A 19,604-nucleotide genomic window follows, 5' to 3' on the forward strand; every position below is an offset into this window, starting at 1 on the left:
TGGGCCGCATAGCGGCCCTAAAACCAGTGTTCGCGGTGTGTGAGACAGATCGGGCTGACCTGTTGAGTGACTGCTTCGCAGTCGAGCGCGGGCAAGCCCGCTCGCCACCACAAGCTGTTTGCCACACTGGGCATCGGTATATCAGAAGACACAGCCGGACTCTCCGCAAGGAGGTCCGGTTGTGTTGTCTCTAGCAGAGTTATCCACAGGAGCGTGGAAATGCGTTGGGCGACTTATTTCGCCGTCCTGGCTGCGGTACTCAGTGTCGGCCTGGCGCTGGGCGTGAGCATGCCGCTGGTGTCGCTGCGGCTGGAAGGCTGGGGCTATGGCTCGTTCGCCATCGGCGTCATGGCAGCGATGCCGGCGATTGGCGTGCTGGTCGGGGCCAGTCTGTCCAGTCGGCTGGCTGCGCGCCTGGGCACCGCCCGGCTGATGGCCTCGTGCTTGTGGGCCGGGGCCTTTTCCATCGGTCTGTTGGCGCTGTTGCCCAGTTACCCGGTGTGGTTGGTGTTGCGCCTGATGATCGGGGTGATCCTGACCATCGTGTTCATCCTCGGCGAAAGCTGGATCAACCAACTGGTGGTCGAGCAATGGCGTGGGCGTCTGGTGGCACTCTACGGCAGCAGCTACGCCTTGAGCCAGCTGGCCGGGCCATTGCTGCTGGCGGCGGTGGGCACCGATGGCGACTATGGCTTCTGGGTCGGTGTGGTGCTGCTGGTGACCTCGCCGTTCCTGTTGCTGGGGCGTAGCGGGGCGCCGACGGCCGAGTCGGGGCGGGTGACCCTGGCGGACCTGATGGGGTTCTGCCGCGGCCTGCCGGCGATCGCCTGGGCCATTTCGTTGTTCGCCGCCTTCGAGGCGATGATCCTGACCCTGTTGCCGGTGTATTGCCTGCGCCAGGGCTTCTCTGCGGATATCGCCCTGGCGATGGTCAGTACCGTGGTGGTGGGCGATGCCTTGCTGCAGTTGCCGATTGGCGCACTGGCCGACCGCCTATCGCGGCGGTCGATGTTCATCGGCTGTGCGGTGGCGTTGATGCTGTCGAGCCTGGCGGTGCCGATGCTGATCGACACCCTGCTGATCTGGCCGCTGTGGGTGCTGTTCGGTGCCAGCGCGGGCGGCTTGTTCACGCTGTCGCTGATTCTCATCGGCGAACGGTATCGCGACGATGCCCTGGTCCGGGCAAACGCTCATGTGGCCCAGTTGTGGGGCATTGGCTGCCTGGTCGGGCCGCTGGCGGCGGGGGCGGGTAGCCAGTGGATCAGCGGGCATGCCTTGCCGTTGTTCATGGCGGTGGGGGCCCTGGGCCTGGTGATCCTGGTGTTCCGCCAGGGCGCGTTCGGCCGGGCTGAGCCGGTGTCCGTTTCGGCCTAAAGCATGCGCTCCAGGCCGACGCGCTTGGTCAGCCAGGCATTGAGTCGACGCCACCAACTGCCGGGCTCGCGATGCAGGACATGGATCTGGCCATTGTCTTCGGTGACCCACACCAGCTGCCCGGCCTCCAGGCGCGGCTCGTAGCTCAGCGCCGGAGCCATGCCCTGCAGGGCCAGGATACGCACGTGCTCGGCCAGTTCCGGGCTGTCCACCAGGACCCCGACCTCGGTGTTCCACAGCACCGAGCGCGGGTCGAAATTGAACGAGCCGATAAAGGCCTTCTGCCGGTCGAAGATCATCGCCTTGCTGTGCAAACTGGAGTCCGACCCCTTGGAGGTGCCGGGGTGGAACAGGTGCGGGCCGCTGCCGCCAGGGTCGCCTGGCTGGCGGCGCAGTTCGAACAGTTTCACCCCGTGTTCCAGCAAGGCCTTGCGATAGGGCGCATAACCTCCGTGCACGGCCGGCACGTCGGTGGCCTCCAGGGAGTTGGTCAGCAGGCTCACCGAGACCCCGGCGTCGGCCCGTCCGGTCAAGTACACCAGCCCTGGCTGGCCGGGGACGAAGTAGGCGGAAATCATCATCAGTTCACTGTGCACGCTGGCCAGTACCGGCGACAGCTGGGTGGTCAGCAGCAGGCGTGGGTCGGGTTCGCCGCGGGCCAACACCTTGCTCGGCGCATCCCACAGCGCCTGGTTCCAGGCCCAGATCAGCTCCCGGCGCCAGGTGTCCAGCCTGGGGTGATGCTGGTAGTCGGCCAGACGCTGGTACAGCGCGGGGTTGCGCTGGCGCCAGTCGGCGAGGGAGCGTTCCAGGCGCTCGCGGGTCTTGGCCAGGTCGTCGGCGGTCGGCTGGCGCGAGAGGAATTCGCCGATGGGTTTGCTCAGGGCGCTGTTCCAGTACTGGTCGAAGCTGTGACCGAGCTGCTCGGCCACCGGTCCCACGCCGAGCATGTCGATATCGGTGAAGTTCAAGTCCTGTTGCGCACCGAAGTACTCGTCGCCGAGGTTGCGCCCGCCGACAATGGCTGCGCTGTTGTCGGCCAGCCACAGCTTGTTGTGCATGCGCCGGTGTTGCTGGTTGAGGTTGAACAGCCGGCCCAGGGTGCGCGTGGGCAGGGTACTGCGGCCCAGGTCCAGCGGGTTGAACAGGCGGATCTGGATATGCGGGTGGGCGGCCAGGGTGGCGATGATGTCGTCGAGGCCGTCGCTGGTGGTGTCGTCCAGCAGGATGCGCACCCGCACGCCGCGGTCGGCGGCCTTGAGCAATTCATCCACCAGCAGCCGGGTGCTCAGGCCGTCATGGACGATGTAGTACTGCAAGTCGAGGCTGCCCTGGGCATTGCGGATCAGTTCGGCACGGGCCCGGAACGCCTCGCCACCATTGGGCAGCAGGCGGAAGCCCGAGCGTCCCTGGTAGGCCATCGCCTGGGCCTTCAGGTCACGCCCGAAGGCCGAGTCCGCTGCCGGCAGGGCCTGGCTGGGGATCCGCGGGATGTCCAGTGAGGCGCATCCACCCAGAAGCAGGGCGAGCAACAGGAAACAGGATTTCAAGCGCGGTCGCCCCAAGTCGAGTCTGGTCAGTGTCGGGATATGGACGCTGGCCGGCGGATAAAGGTCAATCGTCGCTGCACGAATCTTCGTTCAGCAGGCGGATGGCTGTTTCTCCGACCTTGCGAACCGCTTCCTCGATCTGCGCCGTTGGCTTGGCAGAGTAGTTCATTCGCAGGCAATTGCGGTACTTGCCCGAGGCCGAGAAGATACTGCCCACCGCCACCTGCACGCCCTGGTCGACCAGCGCGCGATTGAGCCGCAGGGTGTCGAAACCATCCGGCAACTCGACCCAGAGCATGAAGCTGCCCTGGGGCCGGCTGGCCCGGGTGCCGGCGGGGAAGTAGCGGCTGACCCAGTCGAGCATCAGGTCGCGATTGCGCTGGTACTGGGTGCGCATCCGTCGCAGATGGGGTTCGAAATGACCGTTGCGCAGGAAGTCGGCCACCGCCAGTTGTGGCTGCGGGGCGCTGGCCCCGGTGCTGATGTACTTCATGTGCAGCACCCGCTCCAGATAGCGTCCGGGGGCCACCCAGCCGACCCGCAGGCCGGGAGCGATGGTCTTGGAGAACGAACTGCAGAGCAGCACGCGGCCATCATCGTCGAAGGACTTGATGGTGCGTGGCCGGGGGTAGGTGTAGGACAGTTCGCCATACACATCATCTTCGATGATCGCCACGTCGAAGCGCTGCGCCAGTTGCAGCAGCGCGCGCTTGCGCGACTCCGGCATGATGTAGCCCAGCGGGTTGTTGCAGTTGGGGGTCAACTGTATGGCCTTGATCGGCCACTGTTCCAGGGCCAGTTCGAGAGCGTCGAGGCTGATGCCGGTGAGCGGGTCGGTGGGGATCTCCAGGGCTTTCATGCCCAGGCCCTTGAGGGTCTGCATGGCGCCATGGAAGCTGGGTGAATCCACCGCGACGATGTCGCCGTGGTCGCAGGTCGCGCGGATACTGGCCGACAGCGCTTCGTGGCAGCCGGTGGTGACGACCAGGTCCTGGGGACCGAGGTGACAGCCGGAATCGAGCATCAGCCGGGCAATCTGCTCACGCAGGCCGAGGTTGCCGTAGATGTTGTCGTAGGCCAGACCTGGCAGGTCCTGGCGGCGGCTGATCTGCGCCAGGCTGCGCAGCAGCGGCTTCATGGTCGGGCTGCCGATGTCGGGGATGCCACGGCCCAGCTGTACGGTGTCCTTGCGCGGTACCGCACGAATCAGCTCCAGCACCTGGTCCCACTGGGAAATCTCCACTGGTCGTTGGGCCGGACGGCCCGCGGCCGGCAGCGCGGGCAATTCCCGGCTGGCCGGGACGAAATAGCCGGACTTGGGCTTGGGCAGGGCCAGCCCGTTGTCTTCCAGCAGCCGATAGGCCTGCTGCACCGTGCTCAGGCTGACGCCATGCTCCACGCTCAACGCCCGTACAGAAGGCAGGCGGTCGCCTGGGCGATAGAAGCCTTGTTCTATGCGGGTTCCCAGCAATTCGGCGAGGTTTACGTAGAGGCTCATGGCGGTTGCTCGATCAGTAAGCGAACGGGATACCGGTACAGATTGCCAGAAAATACAGGATTCAGTGACGATTTCGCTAAATCTGTATGGAAATAATACAGGTTGTTTGAATCTGTAATGGTTTTGCCGGAAAGAACATCCTTGTCACTCATGGCAACCGAGTAACGAAGGAGCAGTGGCAATGAACGGCTTTAGCGATGTACATCTGGTTTTGCGTGCCCAGGAACTGATGACTGGACAGGAGCAGGCGGGGGCGGTTTCCTCCGCGGTGCCGCGTGCTCCCGAGTTGAGTCGGATGGGCCTGTTCTGGCACCGCCTGCGTACCCGCAAGGCGCTGCTCGAACTCACTCCCGAGGCGTTGCGCGATGTCGGCCTGACCCGCAGCGAGGCCTTGAACGAAGGGTTGAAACCCTTCTGGCGTGATTAACGCAGCTCCTTGAGCCGATGCCAGAGCATGCCCAGTGCCAGCAGTGGCGAGCGCAGGTACCTGCCGCCGGGGAAGGTGATGTGCGGCACTCGGGCGAACAGGTCGAAGTCGCCGCTGTGCTGGCCGCTGATCGCTTCGGCCAGCAGCCTGCCCGCCAGGTGGGTGGCATTGAGACCGTGCCCGGCGTAGGCCTGGGCGTAATAGACGTTGGGCTGGTCTGGCAGGCGGCCGATCTGCGGCAGGCGGTTGGCACCGATGCCGATCATCCCGCCCCAGTGGTAGTCGATCTTCACCCCGGCCAATTGTGGAAACACCTGGAGCATCTTCGGGCGCATGTAGGCGGCGATGTCCTGTGGGTCGCGACCGGAATAATGGCAGGCTCCGCCGAACAGCAGGCGGCGATCGGCCGATAGCCGGTAGTAGTCCAGCGCGACCCGCTGGTCGCAGACCGCCATGTTCTGCGGCAATACCGAACGGGCCTGTTCCTCGCTCAACGGCTCGGTGGCAATGATGTAGCTGCCGGCCGGCAGCACCTTGCCGCTCAGTTCGTCGTTGAGTCCATTGATGTAGGCGTTGCAGGCCAGCACCAGGGCCTTGGCCCGGACCGTGCCACGGGCCGTGTGGACCTGCACCTGCGGGCCGTAGTCGATGCGGGTGACGGCGGACTGCTCGAACAGCTTCACCCCCAGTTGGCCGGCGGCGGCCGCTTCGCCGAGCGCCAGGTTCAGCGGATGCAGGTGCCCCGAGCCCATGTCGACCAGGCCGCCGACGTAGCGGTCGGAACCGACCACGCTGTGCATGTCATCGGCCTGCAGCAGGCGGGTTTCATGGCGATAGCCCAACTGCTGGAGTTCTTCGGCATCCTCGGCGAAAGCTGCCAGGTCACGGGGTTTGTTCGCCAGGTCGCAGTAGCCCCAGGTCAGGTCGCAATCGATCTGGAACTGCTCGATACGGCGGCGGACGATCTCCACCGCTTCCAGTCCCAGCAGTTTCAACTGGTGCACGCCGTCCTGGCCGAGGATGTCGGTGAACTGCTCCAGGCCGTGGCCGACGCCGCGGATCAACTGCCCACCATTGCGCCCGCTGGCGCCCCAGCCGATCTTGCGTGCCTCCAGCAGGACCACGCTCAGGCCGCGCTCGGCCAGTTCGATGGCGGTGTTCAGCCCGGAGAAACCGCCGCCCACCACGCATACATCGGCCTGCACCTCGCCCAGCAGTGGCGGATACTCCGGCTGCGGGTGGCTGCTGGCGGCGTAGTAGGAAGCGGTATGCCGGGCAGGGGCGTTCATGGGCGTGGTCCTGAGGGTGGTGTTTGGAAAACTGGACGGGGGAGGATAAGCCGCAGCCCACCGCACGGGCAACCGCGCTACGGCGGGTGCTGTCTGGCAGGAGGCTTTTCAGGCAGAATTCGAACCTTTCCAGGTCTTTGGTAACCGCTTCGATGAGCTGCAACAGCCAGAAAATCCGCTTTCTGCGGCAGCAGATCCCGTCGTTCGAATGCGTGCCGGGCTGCCATGACTGCTGCGGGCCGGTGACCACGTCATCGGAAGAAATGGCCCGCCTGCCGCGCAAGACTGCCGCCGAGCAGGAAGCGGCCCTGAATGAACTCAATTGCGTGCACCTGGGGCCCAACGGTTGCACGGTGTATGACGAGCGTCCGCTGATCTGCCGGCTGTTCGGCACTACGCCAAGCCTGCCGTGCCCGAATGGTCGGCGACCGGTGGAGATGATCCACCCGCGGATCGAGAAGCAGGTGCACGAGTACATCGCCAGCACCCGGCAGGTGCTGGTCTAGGGCCTTCCCGAGTGCACGCCTCGCTCTTGTAGGAGCCGGCTTGCTGGCGATAGCGGTGTGTCATTCAACAAGGATGTCGACTGCCCAGGCGCAATCGCCAGCAAGCCGGCTCCTACAATGAGCGCGTCGAACGCAAAACCGGAGTTTGTCCCAAATCTGTAGGAGCCTGGCTTGCCAGCGAATAGGCCTTCAAGTCTTGCGCAGAACCACGCGATCTCCCACAAGGGGGCTGTACGATCAGTCGGGAATCGGCAGATTCAGGCTCTCCTTCACTTCTTCCATCACGATATAGCTCTTCGACTCGCGCACATGGGGCAGCTTGAGCAGGATGTCGCCCAGCAGCTTGCGATAGGACGCCATCTCGGAAATCCGTGCCTTGACCAGGTAGTCGAAGTCGCCCGATACCAAGTGGCACTCCAGCACATGGGGCAGCTTGAGCACCGCGCGACGGAATTCCTCGAAGGTGTCGCCGGACTTGTAGTCGAGGCTGATCTCGACGAACACCAGCAGGCTGCCCTTCAGGTGTTGCGGGTTGAGCCGGGCGTTGTAGCCCATGATGATCCCTTCGCGCTCCAGGCGGCGCACCCGCTCCGTGCAGGGCGTGGTGGACAGGCCGACTTTCTCGCCCAGTTCGGTGAACGAAATGCGTGCGTCTGCCTGGAGAATCCGCAGGATGTTGCGGTCGATCTTGTCCAGTTCGCGCTTGCTCTGGTGGTTGGTCCGCATAGGGGATGCGCCTCCGTAAAAAGCCATTTTGCCAAGAATTCTCGCCAAATATAGGTGCTTATATAGTGAAAAGCACTGGCTATTGTCTCTTACACTGCGCGCATCTTCGCTTTGAACAATAAACATCGGCGGCTGGCCGCGATTGAGGGCATAAACATGCGAGTTCTGGTCTTGGGTAGTGGCGTCATCGGAACCGCCAGCGCTTATTATCTGGCCCGGGCCGGCTTTGAAGTGGTGGTGGTCGACCGCCAGCCGGCCGTCGCGATGGAAACCAGTTTCGCCAATGCCGGCCAGGTTTCGCCGGGTTATGCCTCGCCGTGGGCCGCCCCGGGCGTGCCGCTCAAGGCCATCAAGTGGTTGCTGCAGCGCCATGCGCCGCTGGCGATCAAGGCCACCGCCGATGTCGACCAGTACCTGTGGATGGCACAGATGCTGCGCAACTGCACCGCCAGCCGTTATGCGGTGAACAAGGAGCGCATGGTGCGTCTGTCCGAGTACAGCCGTGACTGCCTCGACGAGTTGCGCGCCGAAACCGGCATTGCCTATGAAGGCCGCAGCCTGGGGACCACCCAACTGTTCCGCACCCAGGCACAGCTCGATGGCGCGGCGAAGGACATCGCCGTGCTCAAGGAGTCCGGCGTGCCGTTCGAGCTGCTCGATCGTGCCGGCATTGCCCGGGTCGAACCGGCCCTGGCCAATGTCACCGACATTCTCGCCGGTGCCCTGCGCCTGCCGAACGACCAGACCGGCGACTGCCAGATGTTCACCACCCGCCTGGCCGAAATGGCGATCAAGCTGGGGGTGGAGTTCCGCTTCGGCCAGGACATCCAGCGCCTGGACCACGCCGGCGACCGCATCAACGGCGTCTGGATCGACGGCAAGCTGGAAACCGCCGACCGCTACGTGCTGGCCTTGGGCAGCTATTCGCCACAATTGCTCAAGCCGCTGGGGATCAAGGCACCGGTCTACCCGCTCAAGGGCTACTCGCTGACCGTGCCGATCACCAACCCGGCGATGGCGCCGACCTCGACCATTCTCGACGAGACCTACAAGGTCGCGATCACCCGTTTCGACAACCGCATCCGCGTCGGCGGCATGGCGGAGATTGCCGGTTTTGACCTGTCGCTGAACCCGCGTCGACGCGAAACACTGGAGATGATCGTCAACGATCTTTATCCTCAGGGCGGCGACCTCGAGGCCGCAAGCTTCTGGACCGGCCTGCGTCCGACCACCCCCGACGGTACCCCGATCGTGGGCGCCACGCGGCTGCGCAACCTGTTCCTGAACACCGGTCACGGTACGCTCGGCTGGACCATGGCCTGTGGTTCCGGTCGCCTGCTGGCCGACCTGATGGCCAGGAAGACGCCGCAGATCAGCGCCGAAGGCCTCGATATTTCCCGTTATGGCAATCACCAGGAGACTGCAAGACATGGCAATCCAGCGCCAGCTCACCAATGAGCGCATGAGCCAGATCGTCGTTCACGGCGGTACGGTATATCTGGCCGGGCAAGTCGGTGACGACCTGAGCGGCGGGATCGAGAAGCAGACCCGCGAGACCCTCGCCAATATCGAACGCCTGCTCGACCTGGCTGGCACCGACAAGACCCGGCTGCTGTCGGTGACGATCTACCTGAAGGACATCGATGCCGACTTCGCCGGCATGAACGCGGTCTGGGACAAGTGGCTGCCCAAGGGCGTCGCCCCGGCCCGCGCCACGGTCGAGGCCAAGCTCTGCGAGCCGGAAATCCTGGTGGAGCTGTCTGTCGTCGCAGCCCTGCCTTAACGCAAGATCCCTCTCCCGGCATGGCCTGCGGTACTACCGCTAGCCCTGCCGGTTTTTTATTGCCAACCGACTGTCTAGAAGTTAGCCACCATGCGTCCTGCCCGTGCCCTGATCGACCTCCAAGCCCTGCGCCACAATTATCGGCTGGCCCGCGAAGTAGCGGGGGCCAAGGCCCTTGCGGTGATCAAGGCCGATGCCTATGGCCATGGCGCGGTGCGTTGCGCCCAGGCGCTGGAAGCCGAGGCCGACGGCTTTGCCGTGGCCTGCATCGAGGAAGCGCTGGAGCTGCGGGCGGCGGGCATTCGCGGGTCGATCCTGTTGCTCGAAGGCTTTTTCGAGGCCGATGAGCTGCCGCTGATCGTCGAACACGATCTCTGGTGCGTGGTGCACTCGCCATGGCAGTTGGAAGCGATCGAGCGTGCGGCCATCACGGCGCCGATCACCGTCTGGCTGAAGCTGGACACCGGCATGCATCGCGTCGGCCTGCATCCGGACGACTACCAGGCGGCCTATCGGCGCCTGCTGGCCAGCGGCAAGGTGGCGAAGATCGTCCTGATGAGCCACTTCGCCCGCGCCGACGAGCTGGACTGCAAGCGCAGCGAGGAGCAGGTCGCGGTGTTCGAGGCGGCACGCCAGGGCCTGGCGGCCGAGGTCAGCCTGCGCAATTCGCCGGCGGTACTCGGCTGGCCGAAGATTCCCAGCGACTGGGTACGTCCGGGGATCCTGCTGTACGGTGCCAGCCCGTTCGATGCCGAACACCCGGTCGCGTCGCGCATGCAACCGGTCATGACCCTCGAATCGAAGATCATCAGCGTGCGCGAGCTGCCGGCCGGTGAGCCGGTGGGGTATGGCGCCAAGTTCGTCACGCCCAAGCCGATGCGTCTCGGCGTGGTCGCCATGGGCTATGCCGACGGTTATCCACGCCACGCCCCCACCGGCACGCCGGTGCTGGTGGGCGGCCAGCGCAGCCAATTGCTTGGGCGGGTGTCGATGGACATGCTCTGCGTCGACCTTACCGACCTTCCCCACGCCGGACTGGGTTCGACCGTCGAGTTGTGGGGGCGCAATATCCTCGCCAGCGACGTGGCGGCCAGGGCCGAGACCATCCCGTACCAGATATTCTGCAACCTGCGCCGAGTCCCAAGGCTCTACACCGGGGAATAGCGAGCGGCAGGCACTACCGTTGGGGCGCTTGCCCCGGCGGATTCGGGTCCAAGTGTTGTAAATACTGAACGCTATGCCATGATATCGCTCAATTACAACATCGCCTGAATCCCTGGGGGGCTGCCGCATTGGACGTCGGTGAACGACTGCAATCCATCCGCAAAATGAAAGGTTTGTCTCAGCGTGAACTCGCCAAGCGTGCGGGCGTCACCAATAGCACCATTTCGATGATCGAGAAGAACAGCGTCAGCCCCTCGATCAGTTCGCTGCGCAAGGTGCTTGGCGGCATTCCCATGTCGATGGTCGAGTTCTTTTCCGAAGAGATCCTCCAGGAGACGCCGACGCAGATCGTCTACAAGGCCCATGAGCTGATCGACATCTCCGACGGCGCCGTGACCATGAAGCTGGTCGGCCGCGCCCATCCGAGCCGGGCCATCGCCTTTCTCAACGAAATCTATCCACCAGGCGCCGACACTGGCGACGAGATGCTGACCCACGAAGGCGAAGAGACCGGCATCCTGCTCGAAGGCCGGTTGGAACTGGTGGTCGGCCTGGAAACCTTCGTCCTCGAAGCCGGTGACAGCTACTATTTCGAGAGCACCAAGCCGCATCGTTTCCGTAATCCCTTCGACACCCCGGCGCGACTAATCAGCGCAGCGACACCGGCGAACTTCTGACGTTCGCAGGCTCCAGGCCAGGGAGCGCGCGCATGCGGCGGTATGCGCTATAACCCGAGTAATATCCCTGTAACTACAGGGGTTGTTTCGTAGTGACGGTCTTGCCGCTATACTCACGCCGGCCTGCGAAACCGTGGTTGTAGGCCTGATTTAGCCACCATTGAGGGTGTACGCGTGAACCTAATTATGAAAATGCTGGCTGCACCAGCAACCGTATTGGCCCTATGGGCTGTCAGCGCTCAAGCGGCGACCAACGACGACATCGCCAAGCGCCTGGAGCCGGTCGGCCAGGTGTGTGTCCAGGGGCAGGAGTGCAAGGGGATGGAAGTCGCGGCATCGGCAGGTGGCGGCGGCGGCGCCAAGACTCCGGACGAAGTGATCGCCAAGCATTGCAACGCTTGCCACGGCTCCGGTCTGCTGGGTGCGCCGAAAATCGGCGACACCGCGGCCTGGAAGGAACGTGCCGATCACCAGGGCGGTCTCGATGGCATCCTTGCCAAGGCCATCACCGGTATCAACTCGATGCCGCCAAAAGGTACTTGTGCCGATTGCTCGGACGACGAGCTCAAGGGTGCGATCAAGAAGATGTCTGGCTTGTAAGTACACGAGTCTTTACAGGAAAAGCCGCTTTCGAGCGGCTTTTTCGTGTCTGTTTTGCAGATTTTTCGCAGGTCATGTGCAGCAAACCGCCGGCAGGCTCGGTCCAACCTCCATTCACGAACCAGTGAGGACGGGCGGATGACACTGAGCTGTTCCATCGACCAGGCGGTCGACGAAGTGCTGGCGCGGTTGCCGGCGCATATCCACATGGGACTGCCGCTGGGCCTGGGCAAGCCCAACCGTTTCGTCAATGCGCTGTATCAGCGGATCAGCCAGTTGCCGCAGCGGCGGTTGACTGTCTACACGGCGCTGAGCCTGGGCCGGCCGCCCCTTGGCGATGGCTTGCAGCGGCGCTTTCTCGAACCGTTCATCGAGCGCGTATTCGGCGATTATCCCGAGCTGGATTTTCTCGCCGACCTGCGGCGCGACAGCCTGCCGGCCAATATCCGCATCGAGCAGTTCTTCATGCAGCCCGGCAGCCTGCTCCACAGCGCCACGGCGCAGCAGGACTACGTCAGCAGCAACTACAGCCATGCCGCCCGCGATATCAACGCCGCCGGCCTGAACCTGGTGGCCCAGCTGGTCGCAGGCGATCCGCTGCAGCCCGACCGGCTGAGCCTGTGCTGCAATCCGGATATCACCCTCGACCTGTTGCCGATGATCGCCGAGCGCCGAGCTGCCGGTGAAACCATCCTCATGCTGGGCCAGGTCCACGCCGACCTGCCGTACATGCCCGGCGATGCGGAGGTCGACCGCGAGACCTTCGACCTGCTGCTCGACGAGCCGGAACAGCGCACGCTGTTTTCCACCCCGAACATGCCGGTTGGCTACCAGGATCACTTCATCGGCCTGTATGCCAGCACCCTGGTGCGTGATGGCGGCACCCTGCAGATCGGCATCGGTTCCATGGGCGACGCCTTGACCGCCGCGCTGCTGTCCCGCCATGCCGACAGTGACGGCTATCGCGCCCTGCTGGCCGATCTCGACATACGGCCGTGGCAAACGCTGATCGACCGTGAAGGTGGTATCGAACCCTTTGCCACGGGCCTCTACGGCTGCAGCGAGATGTTCGTCAACGGCCTGCTGGTGCTGGCCGACGCGGGGATCGTGCGGCGCAAGGTCTATGCCGACATCGAAACGCAGCGCCAGGCCAACGCCGGGCTACTCGACGAGAACACGGCGGGCGGCATCGTCGTGCATGGCGGCTTCTTTCTCGGGCCCGACAGCTTTTACCAGCGCCTGCGGGAACTGCCCAAGGAACGGCTCGCCGAGTTCAACATGACCGCCATCAGCTACATCAACGAGTTGTATGGCCAGGAAGAACTCAAGCGCCTGCAACGACGGGATGCGCGCTTCATCAACAGCGCTTTCACCATGACGCTGCTCGGGGCCGGTGTCGCCGACCAACTGGAAGACGGCCGTGTGCTCAGCGGCGTGGGCGGGCAGTACAACTTCGTCACCCAGGGACATGCGCTGCACGGTGCGCGTTCGGTGCTGATTTTGCGCAGTTGGCGTGAATCGGCGGGCGAGGTCAGCTCGAACATCGTCTGGGAGTACGGGCATTGCACCATTCCCCGGCACCTGCGCGATATCGTCATCACCGAGTACGGCATTGCCGACCTGCGCGGCAAGCGCGATGCCGCAGTGATAGAGGCCCTGCTCAATATCAGCGACTCGCGCTTCCAGGCCGGGCTGATCGAGCAGGCGCAACGGGTCGGCAAGCTGCCAAGGGACTTCCGCCTCGACCCACGTTTCGCCAATAACAGCCCGCAGCACCTGCAGGCGATCCAGGCCCGGCATTCGCGGCTGTTTGCCGAGTATCCGCTGGGCAGCAACTTCAGCTCCGAGGAGCGCGACCTGCTGCGGGCACTGAATTGGCTGAAGAGCAAGTTCAAGCTCAGTGAGATCTTCGAACTGGGCAAGGCGACCCTGGACGCGCCCGACCCGTCGGTATTCCCCCAGCACTTGCAACGCATGGGCCTGACACAACCGCAAGGCTTGCGCGAGGAGCTCTATCAGCGCCTGCTGCTGGCCGGGCTGCAGGCTACGGCAAGCTAGGAACCGGGCTTTCAGGCAAGGCCGCTGGCTTCAGTTGTAGCTGATATTGACGGTGATGGTGCTGACCAGTGTGCCCTTGGTGAGCGTGCCGGTAGTCTTGTGATAGGCCGCCCCCAGTGGCAGTACGGCCCGGTCGTTCGATACCGTCACGGTCCGCGTGCCGTTGTTACTCAGGGTTGCCTCGGTACCACCGATCCGCGAGTAGAGCCACAGGCCGACCCCTGCGGCGGTGCCGCCGGTATTGTGGAAAACCGTCGCGTTGCCGGTGGCGGGTGTGCCGGTGAATCGGAAGATCACGTTGCTGGCGTTGCGACAGTTGGCGCTGATCTCGAAGGTTTTCTTCGCCAGCCAGGTGCCGGTGAAGTTCGACAGCCGCACGGTATCCAGCGTGATCGTGCGGTTGGTGTCGCCCACGTTCAGGTCGCAGGTCGGTACCGGGGCGATGATGGTGCCGCGGCCGAGCAGGATGTTGTACTCGCGCGGGTCGAAGTGCGTGGGGACCGGCTCCCACCAGGTCCTGGCGAGGACACGAGGTACGACAGCGCCGGAGGCGATGGCCCCGGTCTTGATCAGCCGGTAGTCGACTTCATAGGCATAGGTTTTGTTGCTCGCCGCCGGGTTGGTCTGGCTGTAGGTGCGCTGGGTGATGTTGCTCTGGATCCCGGTGAAAATGTTGTAGGCCCCCACTTGCGTGTTGCCGTTGGTCCTGACGACGATGCCGATGCCCGGCATCCCGGTCGGGTAGACGCTGTAGGTACGCGCGCCATCGTTGTAGCTCGATACCGCACCGGCCGTGCCCTGGGCGGTGAATTTCACCTCGGTGCGGCTATCGCAGTACCAACTGACACGCTTGGTGCCCTGGCTGATGCTGGGAAAGTCTCTCCAGCCGGTCAGCGCACTGCCCACCGGCGCGTTGATGTCGGTGATCGTGACCGTGCCGATATCGCCGTGGTAGCCACCGGGGTGGTAGACGGAAGACGAGCACGCGGCATGGGCCTGTCCGCAGGTGAACAGGAGCAGCGTTGCGGTGAATACTATCTGGTAAGGGCCGATCATTTTTCTCCACCCTGTCTCGTTCCAGGGTTCCCGGGGCCGGCATCCGTCGCCTTCCGATCCCTGTTTCAGTTGTAGGTGACGTCCACCGTCGCCTGGCTTTGCAGCGTTCCCTCGCCGACCGCACCGGACTTCCAGTAGGCCGCCCCCAGCGGCAACACGGCCAGGCCGTCGTTCGGCGTCAGGGTGCGGGCATTGTCATTGCCGTCGGCGCGGATGGTCTGTTGCACGCCGCCGATTCGCGAGTACAGCCACAACCCCAGGCCGGTCGCATCGCCGGTATTGGCGAAGCGGGCGCCATCGGAGGGCAGCGGGGTACCGTGGAAGGTGAAGGTGACGCTGTTGATATCCGAGTCGCAGCGGGCGCTCAGTTCGAAGGGCTTGTGCCCCGCTGAATCGGCATGGGCGAAGTCACTGGTCTTGACCTCCGGCAGGGTGACGGGACGTTCGAGGTCATCGGCGACCAGGTTGCAGGTCCCTCCCTCGACAGTACCTTCGAACTGCAGGTTGCCCGGGTTCAGGACCTCGCCGGCCGAGGCATGGGTGAGGGACGCCACCGTCAGGGCCAGGGGTATCAGGTACGTTTTCATGATGTGTTGTCCGTTCTGGCTGGCCGACTTCAAGGTGGCGGCGAAGTAGGGCCTGGGCACGTCAGTTGTAGGTAATGGTCACGGAGGCGGTGGTAAGCAGTGCGCCCTTGGAGACGGTGCCGACTCTTATGTAGTGGGCGCCCATGGGCAGCACCGCGCGACCGGACGTGGCGGCAATGGTTCGCGAGCGGGCGGTGGCGCTGCCGTTGGCGGGGAAGTTGTAGGCGGTGCCGCCAATACGTGACTGAATCACGGTGGCAATCCCCGCTGCATTACCGGTGTTGTGGAAGTAGATTGGGTTGACGGTCGATGGGGTTCCGGCAAAGGTGAACGTGACATTCTGCACATCCGTGTCGCAGTTGGCGGTCAGGTTGAACTCCAGGAGACCGGCCCAGCCGGCGCTGTCGAAATCGCTGACCTTGACGGGGGGCAAGGTGATCGTGCGATTGACGTCGCCGGTGGCCAGGTTGCAGGTGCCGCCCTCGATCGTCCCGCGAAAGGTCAGGTTGCCGGTGGTGGCGGCGTGGGCACTGCCGGTGGCGGCGCCGATCCATAGGGAGAGTACGAGAAGAGGTGCTTTCATCATCGGGTCCTTGGGGTTGGAACATCGGTCAGTTCATAGGGGTTGGCGAAAGACGTCATTGGTCAGAGGCCTTTTTAGTTGTAGGAAATGTTGACAGTGACGGTGCTCACTAGCGTGCCCTTGGTCAGGGCGCCGCTGGTCTTGTGGTACTCGGCGCCCACGCGCAGCACGGCGCGGTTGCCGGAGACCGCCACGGTGCGGGTGCTGTTGTGGCTGATCGTCTGGTTCGGCGTATGCAGCCAGAGCGCCACGCCGCCCGCCGTACCGCCGGTGTTGGCAAAGAGTGCGGGGTTGGCGCTGGCCGGTGTGCCGGTGAACCTGAAGGTGACGTTCGAGGCGTTGCTGCAGGTGGCGGTCAGGTCGAAGTATTTGAGGCCGGTCGAGATGCCGGTGAAATTCGCGATCCGCACCGGGTCCAGGGTGATGGTGCGATTGGTGTCGCCGGCGGCGAGGTCGCAGGTGGGGACAGCTGCCGTGCGAACCTGCAAGGTACCCAGCCAGATCTCACTGCTGGCCAGGGTGGCGTTGGTGCTTACATGCTTGAGTAAAACGGAGCCGATTCGCCGATTGCCAATCGTGTGGGTGCCGGCGGGAATTGTTCCACCCGTCTTGATGAACCGGAAGCGGAACTGTGTGGTGGTCTGTGGCGCGTCCTGCCCGCTGGTATAGCGAAACTCGCTGCCTTGGTGAAAGCCCACCCCGGTATAGGTCGACCCGACGATGTCGGCTACGCTCATGACCACGCCCACGCCGGTGATCCCCGTGGGATAGATGCTTTGTACCAGTCCGTTTGGGTTCTGATAGGTGCCCACGGCACCACCAGCGCCCCAGGAGACGAAGTAGCCCGGGTTGGCGGTGTTGCACCGAATCAGCAGTTCAGCCCCGGAGCTGCGGATACTGGAAAGAGGCGTTCCAACTGGCACGTTGGTATCGAGGATGACAGGGCCGGGTAGCACGTCGCGGACAAAACGCTGGGGAACGACCACGCTGCAGGCGGCCCAGAGTTCGGCCGACAGGAGTGTCAGCGAGGTCAGGGCGAGTGCTTTAGAGAGTATTGTTTTCATGTCTGTCTCCACTGCCTTGGTGGGTTTTCGTTTCACTGGATTGCCTGGCCTGGGCTCGTATCTCCAGTCCCCATGTTGTTGGGTGTCGGTCGCTCCCCGTCTGCTCGACACTGAGCCTCGATCTGCCGCAGCCCTTCGGCCTCGGCCTGCGCCCCCAGGTCGTAGTCGATCCGGCAGGTGTCGTCGGCTGCCGGCCCCCACTTGACCCGCAACTGGCCGCTGTCCTGCTGCACCCGCACGAACGCCTTGCTGTTCTGCCCGACCACGCCGACGTTGGCCTCGCTTTCATCGAACACATCGGCACCGAACGGCAACGGGCTGCCGTCTTCGCGGCTGGCACTGATGATCACGGCCCGGCCGCTGCTGGTTTCGTACTTCATCACCACCACGGAGCCGGCGCGGGGGGCGACGTTCTGCGAGGCGGACTTGAGTTCGACGTCGTGGGACATGTCCCTGGGATCCAGCTCGACGACGTTCTGGCGGTACGGTGTAAGGTGCGGCACCACGGCGTAGCCGTTGTCGTCGACCTGGGCATTGTTGTTGCTGCCGACCCAGGCGCCCTTGGCGTCGGGTGCGTGGACCAGGCCGATGGTGTCGCCCAGTTCCGGGGTCAGGGTCAGGCCGTCGGCGTGGGCGACCAGGCCTCCCGTCACTCCGAGGGATTGCGAGTTGTAGCCGTTGCCCTGGCTGAAACTGGTGGAGGTCACGGCATAGCGGCTGCGGTATTGCAGGTCGGCGTTGAAGCTGCTGCCGACGCCGCGGTCGGAATGGCTGGCCGAGACGCCGTAGTTGAGTTCGTTGCGTTCGCCCCAGGTGCCGCTGAGACCGGCGCGGACGGCGCTTTGCTGGTCACCATGGGAGAGTGAACTCGACAGGTTCGGAGCGCGGCTCGAGTGGCCCAGCGGCATGCTGATGGTCAGGTCGACCTGGTTGGTGCTGCGCTCGGTCAGCAGGTCGCGGCTGCGTTGGGCGCTGATGGTGTAATTGATGCGCTCCCAGGAGCTGCTGTAGCCGGCGGTGAAACTCAGGCTGCCGCTTTTGCGGTTCCAGTAGTTCTGCGACGAGCCGGTGAGGAACACCGAGCCCTTGTCCAGGCTCTGGTTGAGGCTGATATCGAGGCGCTCGCGTACCCGGCTGACGTTTTCCAGATCGCCACCTTGACGGGCGATGTCGCGCAGTTGTGCGGTGTCGCGGGCGCTGAGGAAACCATCGGTGGAGTAGCGAAAGGCGCCGAGGGCGAAGTTGGTCCCGGTGTCGGCGAAGTTCTTGTTGTAGCGGGCCTGCAGGCTGTGCCCACGGCGCTTGGCGGTTCCCGGCAGTTCGGCCTGGGAGGCGGTAAGGTCGAGGGAAATCGCCCCCACCGGGGTGTTGAAGGCCGCGCCGAGCAACTGCGAGTAATAACCTTGCGAGGCCAGGCCGCCGACATAGCCGGTGGCGAAGTTGTTGAGGCCGTACTGGAAGGTGCCTTGGGCCAGCCACGGCTGGCTGTCGACACCGAGTTCGTCCATTTCACCGAAGCTCAGCGAGTAGCGGCTGTAGCCTGGTCTGAGCAGGTTCACGCTGGAGGCGAACGGCACGATGAACTGCCGTTGGCGGCCATCGGCTTCGGTGACGGTGACCTCCAGGTCGCCGCCGTAACCGGTGGGAAACAGGTCATTGAGCACGAACGGACCGGGCGGCACCGTGACCTCGTCCAACAGCACGCCGCGCTGGCGCACGCTGACCCGTGCATTGGTCTCGGCCACGCCGCGGACAATCGGCGCGTAGCCTGTCAGCGAGTCGGGCAGCATGCGATCATCGGTGGACAAGGTGGTGCCGCGCAGGCGGATGCTGTCGAACAGGTCGCCGGTGGTGTAGATCTGGCCGGCCATGAGTTGCGATTGCAGTCCGGGCAGCTCCCGTTGCACGTAGGTGGCGCTGCTCTGGTAGGTACTGCTGGACTGGCTGCTGCTGTAGGCGCCGTTGTGCCGCAGGTGCCAACCATTGATATTGACGCCGGTGTTCAGCCCCAGGTAGTTGGAGTATGAGGAACTGCCCCGGTTGCTGTTGACGAAGGCGTTGGCGTTGTAGCGCACGAACGCCGCATTCACACCCTTGTCCCAATGCTCGGGACTGACGTAGCCGCGTGCGGTGCGGGCCAGGTAGAGCTGGGGCACCTGCAGGTCCAGTTGCCCTTCGCCGGGATCGAAGCTGACGCTGGCGCCGGGAATGTAGGTGCCGATGTCGCCACAGGTTGCCAGGGGCGGCAACGCTGGAGGCACGTGTTCACCGGCGTCGGTGGCCTTCTGTGCAATGCCATCGAGATCGACGCCGAGCCGGGTCAGCAGCGACCGCTCCAGGCAGAGTTGGGCGTTGTTGAGGCCCTCGACGCTGGCGAAGGTCAATTCTTCCCGGCCGATCCAGTTGCCGTTGACGGAGATGTCCGCGCGGTATTGTCCCGGCAGCACGACGTTGCCTTCGTTGAAGCGCGAGATGTCGATCTGGCCGCCGCCGCCGGGAAAGAACGCCGGGTTGAACTCCACCCGCTCGACTTCGTTCGCCGCCAGGGCGTTGCCCGCCGCCAGCAACAGGAGGCTATGGATGGCGCTGGCCAGCCGGCTGCGCGGGGTACGCAAGCTGCTGGGTACAGACTGGGTCTTCGCTCTCATCACTAATCATTCCA

Annotated in this window: 18 protein-coding genes; 9 read left to right on the top strand and 9 right to left on the bottom strand. The window is 64.1% G+C overall.

Features of this window, described 5'->3' with window-relative positions:
- The first annotated feature begins 219 nt into the window (after positions 1 to 219).
- A complete protein-coding gene (locus AC6I6U_RS04390) occupies positions 220 to 1,374 on the top strand; it encodes an MFS transporter (RefSeq protein WP_497880829.1) in 1,155 nt (384 codons plus the stop codon).
- On the opposite strand, the gene AC6I6U_RS04395 is transcribed toward AC6I6U_RS04390, so the two are convergent.
- Entirely contained in the window at positions 1,371 to 2,924 is a 1,554-nt protein-coding gene (locus tag AC6I6U_RS04395; RefSeq protein WP_497880830.1) for a phospholipase D family protein, read from the bottom strand. The genes AC6I6U_RS04390 and AC6I6U_RS04395 overlap by 4 nt on opposite strands.
- Before the next feature lie 64 nt (positions 2,925 to 2,988).
- The gene (locus AC6I6U_RS04400; protein WP_497880831.1) at positions 2,989 to 4,422 is read right to left on the bottom strand and encodes an aminotransferase-like domain-containing protein; all 1,434 of its coding nucleotides are present in this window, start codon (positions 4,420 to 4,422) and stop codon (positions 2,989 to 2,991) included.
- Positions 4,423 to 4,603: 181 nt separating this feature from the next.
- Between AC6I6U_RS04400 and AC6I6U_RS04405 the strand changes: the two genes are divergently transcribed.
- Positions 4,604 to 4,849 carry a DUF1127 domain-containing protein gene (locus tag AC6I6U_RS04405; protein ID WP_497880832.1) on the top strand — a complete coding sequence of 82 codons (246 nt, stop codon included), beginning with the start codon at positions 4,604 to 4,606 and terminating at the stop codon, positions 4,847 to 4,849.
- On the opposite strand, the gene AC6I6U_RS04410 is transcribed toward AC6I6U_RS04405, so the two are convergent.
- Entirely contained in the window at positions 4,846 to 6,138 is a 1,293-nt protein-coding gene (locus AC6I6U_RS04410) for an NAD(P)/FAD-dependent oxidoreductase (protein WP_497880833.1), read from the bottom strand. The two genes, AC6I6U_RS04405 and AC6I6U_RS04410, sit on opposite strands and share 4 nt — an antisense overlap.
- Positions 6,139 to 6,290: 152 nt before the next feature.
- Between AC6I6U_RS04410 and AC6I6U_RS04415 the strand changes: the two genes are divergently transcribed.
- Positions 6,291 to 6,644: a YkgJ family cysteine cluster protein gene (locus AC6I6U_RS04415; RefSeq protein ID WP_054056376.1), complete on the top strand. Its 354-nt coding sequence runs from the start codon at positions 6,291 to 6,293 to the stop codon at positions 6,642 to 6,644.
- Between the two features lie 237 nt (positions 6,645 to 6,881).
- Here AC6I6U_RS04415 and AC6I6U_RS04420 read toward each other — a convergent pair whose 3' ends face one another.
- Positions 6,882 to 7,370: an Lrp/AsnC ligand binding domain-containing protein gene (locus tag AC6I6U_RS04420; RefSeq protein ID WP_497880834.1), complete on the bottom strand. Its 489-nt coding sequence runs from the start codon at positions 7,368 to 7,370 to the stop codon at positions 6,882 to 6,884.
- 156 nt (positions 7,371 to 7,526) lie between these two features.
- Here AC6I6U_RS04420 and dadA point away from each other — a divergent pair, with 156 nt between their 5' ends.
- The 6 genes from dadA (at position 7,527) to AC6I6U_RS04450 (ending at position 13,652) form a co-directional block, all read left to right on the top strand.
- The gene (gene dadA / locus AC6I6U_RS04425; protein WP_497880835.1) at positions 7,527 to 8,828 is read left to right on the top strand and encodes a D-amino acid dehydrogenase; all 1,302 of its coding nucleotides are present in this window, start codon (positions 7,527 to 7,529) and stop codon (positions 8,826 to 8,828) included.
- A complete protein-coding gene (locus AC6I6U_RS04430) occupies positions 8,800 to 9,153 on the top strand; it encodes a RidA family protein (RefSeq protein ID WP_186687647.1) in 354 nt (117 codons plus the stop codon). The genes dadA and AC6I6U_RS04430 overlap by 29 nt, the downstream gene beginning before the upstream one ends.
- 90 nt (positions 9,154 to 9,243) lie before the next feature.
- On the top strand, positions 9,244 to 10,317 hold the full coding sequence (alr, locus tag AC6I6U_RS04435; protein WP_497880836.1) for an alanine racemase: 1,074 nt from the start codon (positions 9,244 to 9,246) through the stop codon (positions 10,315 to 10,317).
- 128 nt (positions 10,318 to 10,445) lie between these two features.
- Complete coding sequence (locus AC6I6U_RS04440) at positions 10,446 to 10,994, top strand: cupin domain-containing protein (protein ID WP_497880837.1); 549 nt, start codon at positions 10,446 to 10,448, stop codon at positions 10,992 to 10,994.
- A gap of 186 nt (positions 10,995 to 11,180) precedes the next feature.
- Positions 11,181 to 11,594 carry a c-type cytochrome gene (locus AC6I6U_RS04445; protein WP_497880838.1) on the top strand — a complete coding sequence of 138 codons (414 nt, stop codon included), beginning with the start codon at positions 11,181 to 11,183 and terminating at the stop codon, positions 11,592 to 11,594.
- A 138-nt stretch (positions 11,595 to 11,732) separates the two neighbouring features.
- A complete protein-coding gene (locus tag AC6I6U_RS04450) occupies positions 11,733 to 13,652 on the top strand; it encodes an acetyl-CoA hydrolase/transferase C-terminal domain-containing protein (RefSeq protein ID WP_497880839.1) in 1,920 nt (639 codons plus the stop codon).
- A gap of 30 nt (positions 13,653 to 13,682) precedes the next feature.
- On the opposite strand, the gene AC6I6U_RS04455 is transcribed toward AC6I6U_RS04450, so the two are convergent.
- The 5 genes from AC6I6U_RS04455 to AC6I6U_RS04475 all read right to left on the bottom strand — a co-directional run bounded on the left by AC6I6U_RS04455 (position 13,683) and on the right by AC6I6U_RS04475 (position 19,590).
- Entirely contained in the window at positions 13,683 to 14,708 is a 1,026-nt protein-coding gene (locus AC6I6U_RS04455; RefSeq protein WP_497880840.1) for a fimbrial protein, read from the bottom strand.
- Positions 14,709 to 14,773: 65 nt separating this feature from the next.
- Complete coding sequence (locus AC6I6U_RS04460) at positions 14,774 to 15,295, bottom strand: fimbrial protein (RefSeq protein WP_497880841.1); 522 nt, start codon at positions 15,293 to 15,295, stop codon at positions 14,774 to 14,776.
- A gap of 61 nt (positions 15,296 to 15,356) precedes the next feature.
- Positions 15,357 to 15,878 carry a fimbrial protein gene (locus AC6I6U_RS04465; protein WP_497880842.1) on the bottom strand — a complete coding sequence of 174 codons (522 nt, stop codon included), beginning with the start codon at positions 15,876 to 15,878 and terminating at the stop codon, positions 15,357 to 15,359.
- Between the two features lie 74 nt (positions 15,879 to 15,952).
- A complete protein-coding gene (locus AC6I6U_RS04470; RefSeq protein WP_497880843.1) occupies positions 15,953 to 16,942 on the bottom strand; it encodes a fimbrial protein in 990 nt (329 codons plus the stop codon).
- 32 nt (positions 16,943 to 16,974) lie between these two features.
- Positions 16,975 to 19,590 (bottom strand): fimbria/pilus outer membrane usher protein, encoded by a 2,616-nt coding sequence (locus AC6I6U_RS04475; RefSeq protein WP_497880844.1) that lies wholly within the window; start codon positions 19,588 to 19,590, stop codon positions 16,975 to 16,977.
- Positions 19,591 to 19,604: the final 14 nt, after the last annotated feature.

The sequence above is a fragment of the Pseudomonas sp. UTLPPB19802 genome (assembly GCF_059730225.1).